This window comes from Novosphingobium flavum, assembly GCF_014230315.1.
GTDB lineage: Bacteria > Pseudomonadota > Alphaproteobacteria > Sphingomonadales > Sphingomonadaceae > Novosphingobium > Novosphingobium flavum.
Map to the genome: position 1 here is coordinate 452883 of NZ_JACLAW010000001.1, position 8961 is coordinate 461843.

Here is an 8961-nt window from a genome sequence, read left to right on the forward strand (position 1 = left end):
CTGCACTAACTGAATTTGTCATTGTGAGGGCGTAGGCCGAAGCAATCCAGGGCGGCTACTCGCAGCCGCTCTGGGCTGCTTCGCTGCGCTCGCAGTGACGATGGGGCGGTCACCCTTCGTCGGGGTAGATCGCCTGCATGAAATAGAGCCCCTCCGGCGGGGCATTGTGACCCAGCGCCTGGCGTTCGCGGGCTTCCAGCGCCTCGCGCATCTGCTCGATCCGCCAGTGGCCGAGGCCGACGAGGGCGAGGCAGCCGACCATCGAGCGGACCTGATGGTGGAGGAACGAGCGCGCCGCGGCCTCGATCAGGACCTCGCCGCCTTCGCGGCGCACGGTCAGGAGGTCGAGCGTCTTGACCGGGCTGGCCGACTGGCACTGAGTTGAGCGAAAAGTGGTGAAATCGTGCTTGCCGATCAGGGCCTGTGCCGCCTCGTGCATGGCAAGGGCGTCGAGCGGGCCGCCTTTCACGTTCCACGCCCGGCCCTTGTCGAGCGTGAGCGGGGCGCGGCGGTTGACGATGCGGTAGAGATAGCGCCGCCCCACGCAGGAAAACCGGGCGTGCCAGTCGTCGGGTTTTTCCTCGCTCGCCAGCACGGCGATCGGAAACCCGGCCAGCCTGAGCCGCGCATTGAGCGCTTCCATCAGGCGGAACGGGGCGATGGCCTTGGTCACATCGACATGGACCCGCATGGCGCGGGCGTGGACCCCGGCATCGGTGCGCCCGGCGGCGTGCATGGTCACCGTCTCGCCGGTGACGGAGAGGACGGCCTCTTCCACCGCCTGTTGCACCGAGGGACCGTGCGCCTGCCGCTGGAGCCCCATGAAGGCCCCGCCGTCGAATTCGAGGGTGAGGGCGAAGCGGGTCAACCCAGCCTCGTGCCCGCAGGAATGGCCTTGCCGCGCAGCAGTTCGGCGGCCTGCATCACCGGGCGACCCGCGCGCTGGAGCACGGCGAGGCGCAGGGCGCCGGTCCCGCAGGCGACGGTCAGGGCATCGTTCAGCGTCACGCCCGGCTCGCCCGAGCCCGGCGCCAGCTCGGCGGTCAGCACCTTGAAGCGTTCGCCTTCCAGCTCGAAGAAGGCTCCCGGCGCCGGGTTGAAGGCGCGCACCTGTCGCTCGGCCTCTTCGGCGGAGCGCGTGAAATCGAGCCGGGCCTCGGCCTTGTCGATCTTGTGCGCGTAGGTCACGCCCTCGTCAGGCTGGGCCGCCTCGGGAAAGGCCGCAAGGTCGGCGAGGACCTTGACCATCAGGCTTGCGCCCATCGCGGCCAGTTCGTCAGTCAGCTCGCCCGCGTTCTTGCCCTCTGCCGTGGTGCGCCCTTCGAGCAGGACCGGCCCGGTATCGAGCCCGCGCTCCATCCGCATGATGCCCACGCCCGTTTCCGCGTCGCCCGCAAGGATCGCGCGCTGGATCGGCGCCGCCCCGCGCCAGCGCGGCAGCAGCGAGCCGTGGACGTTGAGGCAGCCGTTCTTCGGCGCGTCCAGCACGGCCTGCGGCAGGATCAGGCCATAGGCCGCGACCACCGCGACATCGGCGCCGAGCGCGGCGAACTGGGCCTGCTCCTCGGCGCCCTTGAGCGAAACGGGATGGCGCACCGGAAATCCGCGGCGTTCCGCCTCGCGCTGGACCGGGGAAGGGGTCAGTTCCTTGCCCCGCCGCCCGCCGGGCCGGGGGGGCTGGCTGTAGACGGCCACGATCTCGTGCCCGGCCTCGGCCAGCGAAACCAGCGTCGGCACCGCGAAATCGGGCGTGCCCATGAAGATGATGCGCATGGCGGAATCCAAAACACTGGCTCTTGTTGCGCGCGGTCCCTATCTGCCATGCCATGGCATCGCAAGAGATCGAGACACTGGTCGCCGCCCTGTCACGCCTGCCGGGGCTGGGGCCCCGCTCGGCCCGGCGCGCGGTGCTGTGGCTGATCAAGCGCCGTCAGAGCGCGCTTCCGGCCCTGCTGGAGGCGCTCGCCCATGTGCAGGAGGCGCTGGTGGAGTGCGCTACCTGCGGCAATATCGATACCACCAGCCCCTGCGCGATCTGCGCCGATCCGCGCCGCGATTCCCGCGCGCTGTGCGTGGTGGAAGACGTGGCCGACCTCTGGGCGCTCGATCGGGCGCGCCTGTTCGCCGGGCGCTATCACGTGCTCGGCGGGCGGCTTTCGGCGCTGGACGGAGTGCGGCCCGAGGATCTGGCCATTCCTGCGCTGCTGGAGCGGGTCGGGCAGGGCGGGATCGACGAGGTGGTCCTCGCCATGAACGCCACGCTCGAAGGCCAGACCACGGCCCATTACCTCGCCGAGCGGCTCGAGCAGTTCCCGGTGCGGATCACCCAACTGGCGCATGGCCTGCCAGTGGGCGGGGAACTCGACTATCTCGACGAGGGTACGCTCGCGCAGGCGCTGAGGGCGAGGCGGCCGGTTTCCTAGTTCGACCCTGTTTAGTGCGGCAGGCCGAGGATCGTCTCGGTATGCAGCGCACACTTCCACGATTCGCCATCACGCACCCAGGTGCTGCTGTCGGCACAGGTCAGGTCCATCGGCTGGCCCTTCATCTCGCCGGTCTGGTGGACCTTGTATGCGATGACGGCGGTATCTTCGCGCGGGAAGATCACCGAAACGTCGCTGAACTGGTAATGATCGAGCCGCCACTGGCCCTCCTCGGTCATTTCCTCGTACTTGGCCGGGTCGATCAGCATGGCGCCCTGAGGCCCGGTGATCAGACATTCGTCGGCGATCATGGTCTTGGCGAGAGCGGCGTCCTTGTCGACCATCGATTGCCAGAAGCGGGATTCGAGATCGAGGATGGACTGTGAGTTGGCGTGCATGGCGCGGGGGCTCCTGCGGCGGTTTTCGCTGAAGGAACCAACGGGCGGCCTCGGCGGTTCCCCTGATCGTCGCGGGCGTCTTGCGAACCGGCCGGATCGCCATTATCTGCGCCCCATGGCTATCCGCGAGATCATCGAAGTCCCCGACCCGCGCCTCAAGCAGGTCTCCGCCCCCGTCACCGCGTTCGACGCGGAGCTGAAGACGCTCGTCGCCGACATGTTGGAGACGATGTATGATGCTCCCGGCATCGGCCTTGCCGCGATCCAGGTCGGCGTGCCGCTGCGCGTACTGGTAATCGACCTCCAACCGGAAGACCCGGACGCCGAGCCGGTCGCCTGCGATCACGATGGCCACCACCATCACCACCAGCCGACCAAGAAGGACCCGCGGGTGTTCATCAACCCGGAGATCCTCGATCCCTCGGAAGAGCATTCGATCTACCAGGAGGGCTGCCTCTCGGTGCCCGACATCTATGCCGAGGTCGAGCGCCCCGCCGCCGTCCGCGTGCGCTGGCAGGACCTTGACGGCAAGGTGCACGAAGAGGCGATGGAGGACCTGATGGCCACCTGCATCCAGCACGAGATGGACCACCTCGAGGGCATCCTGTTCATCGACCACCTCTCGCGCCTCAAGCGCAACATGGCGCTCAAGAAGCTCGAAAAGCTGCGCAAGGCGGCGTGATCCCTTCGTTCGCTCCCGCCTGCGGGTGGGGGCGGGGAGGGGCGGCTCACCTTAGCTGAACTTTGTCCATCGGCGGCTTCGCCGAACGGCTTGCCTTGTTCGTCGGCATTCTCTAGGTTCACGGTTCGTTCCATATTTTAGGGTGCGGGCGTGGACCAGCAGATCGTCAGTTTCGCAGCGCTTCTGATCGGCCTTGGCGCCGGGGCGGCGCTTGGCTGGTTTCTCGGCAACAAGCCGGTTTCCGAATGGAAGGCGCGCTTTGCCGCCCGCGATCTCGACGCGCGGGAGCTGGACGAGAAGTTCCGCCGCGCCATCGTCGATCTTGAGGGGGCTAGCGTCAGGGCCGAGCGGGCAGACGATCTTGCCCATGCGCTCGAATCGGCGCGGCAGGAGCAGGTGCGGCTGTCCGGCGACCTTGCCACGCTCAAGGCCAATGCCGCCCATTTCGAGGAGCAGAAGCGGCTGATGCTCGAAGCGCAGGAGGCCCTGCGCAAGGAGTTCGAGAACGCCGGCAACCGGGTGCTGGAAAAGGCGCAGGAAACCTTTCTGGCCCGCGCGCAGCAGCGCTTTTCGGAAAGCGAAAAGGCGAGCGCCGAGCGGCTTGCCACGCTGCTCGCGCCGGTCGGCCAGCGGCTCAAGGACTATGAGGAGCAGGTGGCCGGGCTCGAGGCCAAGCGGGTCGATGCCTTCGGGCAGCTGTTCGGCCAGATCGAGGCTCTGCGTGCCGGGCAGGAGCAGGTGCGGCGCGAGGCGCAGCGGCTCGGCAATTCGCTGACCAATGCTCCCAAGGCGCGTGGGCGCTGGGGCGAGCGGGCGCTGCAGAACGTGCTGGAGCAATGCGGCCTGGCCGAGCACACCGATTTCGTCACCGAGCATTCGGTGAGTACCGAGGACGGGCGCCTGCGGCCCGATGCGATCATCCGCATCCCGGGGCAGAAAAGCCTGATCATCGACGCGAAGGTTTCGCTCAACGCCTATCAGGAAGCCTTCGAGGCGGATGACGACGGGGCGCGCAAGCTGGCGCTCGACCAGCACGCGCGTTCTATGCGCAACCACGTGCAGCAACTCGGCGCCAAGGCCTATCACAGCCAGTTCGACGAGGCGCCGGACTATGTGGTGATGTTCGTGCCGGGCGAACACTTCGTTGCCGCCGCGCTCGAACACGATCCGGAACTGTGGGATTTCGCCTTTCGCAACAAGGTCCTGCTGGCCACGCCGACCAACCTCGTCGCAATCGCTCGCACCGTGGCCGAGGTCTGGCGGCAGGACACGATTGCGCGCGAGGCGGTCGAGATCGGCAAGGCCGGGGCGGAACTCTATGAGCGGCTGCGGGTTGCGAGTGAACACCTCAAACGGGTGGGATCAGGGCTGAGCAGCGCAGTGGACAATTACAACAAGTTCGTCGGCAGCTTCGAGCGCAACGTGCTCTCCTCGGGCCGCCGCCTGCGCGACAAGGGCGTGGCCATCGCCACGCGCGAGATCGAGGAGGTTCCGCTGGTGGAATCCTTGCCGCGCTATGCCGAGGGCGCGGCGAACGACGCGGAAGTGGCCGCGCCGAGCGAGGTCTGATGCACCGCGCCGCCGCCCTGATCCTCGCTTTGACGGCATCGATCGGGACGGCCGAGGCTGCGGGCGTGCCGAGCTATCCGCCCAAGGATACCTGTGCCTCGCTTTCCGGTGCCAACGCCTTTCGCGCGGCCCTGCGCTTGGCGGTGTCCCGGCGCAGCGCCCCGGCGCTGGTGGCTCTGGCCTCGCCGCAAATCCGGCTCGACTTTGGCGGCGGCTCGGGCGCGGCCGAGCTGAGGACGCGGTTGTCCGGCAAGGACGGCCCGGCGCTCTGGCGCGAGCTGGAGCAGATCCTGCCGCTCGGCTGCGCCCGGCAGGGGCAGACCTTGGTAATGCCTTCGCTGTTCGCTGAAGACCTTGGCGGCAGTGATCCATTCTCGACCTATCTTGTCACCGGTCGCAACGTGCGCTTGCGCGCTGGCGGCAGCGCAAGCAGCCGCGTCGTCTCCAGCCTGTCATGGAACGTTGTCGAGACGGTCTCAGCGGGCGGCAGCGGCAGTGCCTGGCGCAGGGTCAGGGTCCTGCCGTCCGGGCCGACCGGTTATGTCGCTGGCGCCTATCTGCGCAGTCCGGTGGCACATCGCCTGTTGATTGACCGGACTGGCGGGAAATGGCGGATCTCGGCCTTCGTAGCCGGGGATTGAGCCTTACTTGCGGACGAGCTGGGCGGAATGGCCTCCGGTCTTCAGGGTCAGCCGGTTGCCCTTGAGCGAGACTTCCGGTGCGGAGGAGAGCAGGGCGCTCACTGCCCGTTCCTGTTCCATCTTGCCCTCGCACCACATCTGGGTGGAGATCAGCGGGCCCGCGATCAGGTGGCCCTTGTCGAGATGCCAGGGGCCGCCCATCCCGTTGCAGCCGACATTGGCGCCCAGCCGGTCATTCTCGAACCGGAGCGCGGCGAGGGCGCTGACCGGTTCGGCGCCGTCGATTTCGGCAAAGGCCCAATTCGTGCCGGTCAACTGCGGCCCGCGCTCGCCCTTTGGCCCGGCCACGCAGCCGCTCGCCGCGAGGGCAGGCAGGAGGAATAGAAGGGCGCGACGAACCATGACGCGAGTCTTACACGGCGATGGTTAGTTTGCCCTGAACGAGGCGCCGAAAATCGGACGAAAATTGCGCTAATCGCCGAGGCAGGCCAGCACTTCGTAAGCCAATACGGCCCCGGCGACGGCGGCGTTGAGACTGTCGGCGCGGCCCTTCATCGGCATGGTCACGCGCAGGTCGCAGGCCAGTTCATAGTCTTCGGGCAGGCCGCGCGATTCGTTGCCGACCATCAGGAAGCACGGTGCGGCATAGGGCGCGCCGCGATAGGGCACGGCATCGCGCAGGCTGGCGGCGACGAGTTGCCCTTCGCCCTGGCGCAGCCAGTCGTGAAAATCGTCCCAGCGCGCCTGTGCGACAGCTTGGGTGAAGACCGCGCCCATGCTCGCCCGCACGGCCTCGACCGAGAAGGGATCGGCGCAGTCGTCGATCAGGATCAGGCCGCCCGCGCCCACCGCGTCGCCGGTGCGCAGCATGGTGCCGAGGTTGCCCGGATCGCGCAGGGCCTGAGCCACGAGCCAGATCTTCGCGCGCGACCGGTCGAGCGCGGCGAGCGAGGTATCAAATTCGGCAAAGACGCCGGCCACGGCCTGGGGATTGTCCTTGCCGGTGATCTTGGCGAGGATTTCCTCCTCGGTCTCGATCACCTCGCCGCCTGCCGCCAGGACGTCGGCCTCCAGCGCGGCGAGCAGGGGATGATCGTCGCGCCCGCGCGCCATCACCAGCATTTCGGGCAGCCGCCCGCATTCGCGCGCATCGGTGAGGAGGCGCAGACCCTCGGCGAGGAACTTTCCGGCGGCCTTGCGGTGCTTCTTCTCGCGCAAGGAGCGCAGGAACTTGACCGCGGGATTGGAAAACCCGGTAATCTGACGACGCTGGCTCAATGCTTCAGTCCTCGCCGAAGCCGTCCTTCACCAGCCCGACCAGCTTGGTCAGAACCTGATCGGCGCTGTGCCCGTCGACATGGATCTCAATGGCATCGCCCTTGGCCGCGCCCAACATCATCAGGCCGAGGATCGAACTGCCGTTGGCGGCTGTCCCGTCCTTGGAGACCTGAACCGCCACGCCGTCGAGCTTGGCGACGGCATTGACGAACTTGGCGCTGGCCCTTGCATGGAGGCCGCGCTGGTTGACGATTTCGACTGTTTCGCTCGGCACCCGCTACTGCTCCCTCGTCAGGCGTCCTGTCCCAGAAACTCGCTTGCTATTGTTATGTAGTTGCGACCTGCATCCCGCGCGGCGATCACCGCGGCATGCACGTCCATGGTCTTGCGCGCGCCCGCCAGCCGGATCAGCATCGGCAGGTTGATCCCGGCAATGACCTCGACCTTGCCCGCTTCCATCAAGGAGATGGCGAGGTTCGACGGGGTGCCGCCGAACAGGTCTGTCAGGATGATCGCGCCCTTGCCGCTGTCCACCGCGGCGATGGCCTCGGCAATCTCGCGGCGGCGGCGCTCCATATCGTCGTTCGGGCCGATGCAGACGGTGGCCACGGCTTCCTGCCGGCCAACCACGTGTTGCATCGCGAGGACGAATTCCTCGGCAAGCCTGCCATGCGTTACCAGGATCAGACCGATCATCGAGAAATTGCGCTCCGAAGTATAAGTGCCGGTTCTGTCCGGAGACGGATCTGCCGGTGCCGGTTGGGCTGGGGGCCGGTCACGCGGCGGGGCCTTCGACGAGGTCGGCCGCGCGCGAGCCAAGGTTGCGGTGCAGCAATGTGGGCGAAAAACCGGCGTCGCGCAAGGCCTCGGCCATCTGTTCGGCGGTGAACACCGATCTGTGCCGTCCGCCGGTGCAGCCAAAGGCCACGTGGACGTAGGCCTTGCCCTGCGCCTCGTAGCGCGGAAGCAGCAGCAGGAGCAGGTCGCGAATCTGTGCAAAAGCCTCGGCCCAGGCCGGATCGCGGCGGATATAGTCCCCCACGGCCGGGTCCTGCCCGGTTTGTGGACGCAGTTCGGCATCCCAGTGGGGATTGTCGAGAAAGCGCATGTCGAACACGAGGTCGGCCACCGGGGGCATGCCGCGCGAGAAGCCGAAACTCGACAGGGTGAGGGTCGATTTCGGCCCGGCCTGCCCGGAAAAGCGCTCGCGCATCACCTGTTGCAGCTGGTTCGCGCTGAAGTCGGTGGTGACGATCACCATGTCGGCCCAGCGGCGGAGCGGTTCGAGCAATTCCCGCTCGGCCGCGATCCCGGCCGATACCGGAAGGTCGCTAGCCAGCGGGTGGCGGCGCCGGGTCTCGTTGTAGCGCCGCTCCAGTTCCTGCCCGCTGCAATCGAGGAACAGGGTGGTCACTTCAAGATCGCGCCGGTCGCTGAGCTTCTTCACCTGTTCGATCACGCGGTGCGGGTCGAAGCCGCGGGTGCGCGAATCGAAGCCGATGGCGAGGGGGGTGAGCGGGACGGCGCCGCGCTCGGCGTCCTTGCCGATCAGTTGTTCGAGCAGGCGGACCGGAAAATTGTCGATCGTTTCCCAGCCGAGATCCTCCAGCACCCTGAGGGCCGTGGTCTTGCCCGCGCCGAGCAGGCCGGTCACCAGCAGGACGCGCTGGGGGGCAGGGGGGGAATCGTTGGCCACTGGCAAACGATTTGGGCGTTGCGCGGCGCAAAGTAAACCGGCGCCCGCACGGGGCCTTGGCGCCGCCGGGCGATTCCGGCAGCCGGGCGCGGAGGGCGCAGGGTGACACGAGTGTCACCCTGTCCGGGCGCTATCCGGGGCTTAAGTCGCTGTTATTCAAGGCCTCACCGGGCGAGTGCATGGGTGACACTTGTCCTACACGGTTCGTCCGCGCGGCCGATTTCAAAGACCGGGCGGAGGATGACAGGGGCGGACGATGTAGGAAAATGGTTTG

At 67.4% G+C, this 8961-nt stretch carries 12 protein-coding genes; 4 read left to right on the forward strand and 8 right to left on the reverse strand.

The window, feature by feature from the left end; genetic code table 11:
• Window positions 1-109: 109 nt before the first annotated feature.
• Window positions 110-868: a tRNA pseudouridine(38-40) synthase TruA gene (gene truA / locus H7F51_RS01940; RefSeq protein WP_185662502.1), complete on the reverse strand. Its 759-nt coding sequence runs from the start codon at window positions 866-868 to the stop codon at window positions 110-112.
• The gene (gene fmt / locus H7F51_RS01945) at window positions 865-1773 is read right to left on the reverse strand and encodes a methionyl-tRNA formyltransferase (protein WP_185662503.1); all 909 of its coding nucleotides are present in this window, start codon (window positions 1771-1773) and stop codon (window positions 865-867) included. The genes truA and fmt overlap by 4 nt, the downstream gene beginning before the upstream one ends.
• Before the next feature lie 53 nt (window positions 1774-1826).
• Here fmt and recR point away from each other — a divergent pair, with 53 nt between their 5' ends.
• Window positions 1827-2423, forward strand: coding sequence for a recombination mediator RecR (recR, locus tag H7F51_RS01950; protein WP_185662504.1), 597 nt, complete (start codon window positions 1827-1829; stop codon window positions 2421-2423).
• An 11-nt stretch (window positions 2424-2434) separates the two neighbouring features.
• Here recR and H7F51_RS01955 read toward each other — a convergent pair whose 3' ends face one another.
• Window positions 2435-2821: a nuclear transport factor 2 family protein gene (locus tag H7F51_RS01955; protein WP_185662505.1), complete on the reverse strand. Its 387-nt coding sequence runs from the start codon at window positions 2819-2821 to the stop codon at window positions 2435-2437.
• A gap of 115 nt (window positions 2822-2936) precedes the next feature.
• Between H7F51_RS01955 and def the strand changes: the two genes are divergently transcribed.
• The 3 genes from def to H7F51_RS01970 all read left to right on the forward strand — a co-directional run bounded on the left by def (window position 2937) and on the right by H7F51_RS01970 (window position 5713).
• Entirely contained in the window at window positions 2937-3503 is a 567-nt protein-coding gene (def, locus tag H7F51_RS01960) for a peptide deformylase (protein ID WP_185662506.1), read from the forward strand.
• Between the two features lie 150 nt (window positions 3504-3653).
• Complete coding sequence (locus H7F51_RS01965) at window positions 3654-5072, forward strand: DNA recombination protein RmuC (RefSeq protein WP_185662507.1); 1419 nt, start codon at window positions 3654-3656, stop codon at window positions 5070-5072.
• The gene (locus H7F51_RS01970) at window positions 5072-5713 is read left to right on the forward strand and encodes an SH3 domain-containing protein (protein ID WP_185662508.1); all 642 of its coding nucleotides are present in this window, start codon (window positions 5072-5074) and stop codon (window positions 5711-5713) included. The genes H7F51_RS01965 and H7F51_RS01970 overlap by 1 nt, the downstream gene beginning before the upstream one ends.
• A gap of 3 nt (window positions 5714-5716) precedes the next feature.
• On the opposite strand, the gene H7F51_RS01975 is transcribed toward H7F51_RS01970, so the two are convergent.
• The 5 genes from H7F51_RS01975 to rapZ all read right to left on the reverse strand — a co-directional run bounded on the left by H7F51_RS01975 (window position 5717) and on the right by rapZ (window position 8687).
• Window positions 5717-6115, reverse strand: coding sequence for an META domain-containing protein (locus H7F51_RS01975; RefSeq protein WP_185662509.1), 399 nt, complete (start codon window positions 6113-6115; stop codon window positions 5717-5719).
• A gap of 69 nt (window positions 6116-6184) precedes the next feature.
• Window positions 6185-6991, reverse strand: coding sequence for a TrmH family RNA methyltransferase (locus H7F51_RS01980; protein WP_185662510.1), 807 nt, complete (start codon window positions 6989-6991; stop codon window positions 6185-6187).
• 4 nt (window positions 6992-6995) lie between these two features.
• A complete protein-coding gene (locus H7F51_RS01985; protein WP_185662511.1) occupies window positions 6996-7265 on the reverse strand; it encodes an HPr family phosphocarrier protein in 270 nt (89 codons plus the stop codon).
• A gap of 17 nt (window positions 7266-7282) precedes the next feature.
• Window positions 7283-7687, reverse strand: a complete 405-nt coding sequence (locus tag H7F51_RS01990; RefSeq protein WP_185662512.1) for a PTS sugar transporter subunit IIA — start codon at window positions 7685-7687, stop codon at window positions 7283-7285.
• Window positions 7688-7766: 79 nt separating this feature from the next.
• Window positions 7767-8687, reverse strand: coding sequence for an RNase adapter RapZ (gene rapZ, locus H7F51_RS01995; RefSeq protein WP_185662513.1), 921 nt, complete (start codon window positions 8685-8687; stop codon window positions 7767-7769).
• Window positions 8688-8961 lie beyond the last annotated feature (274 nt).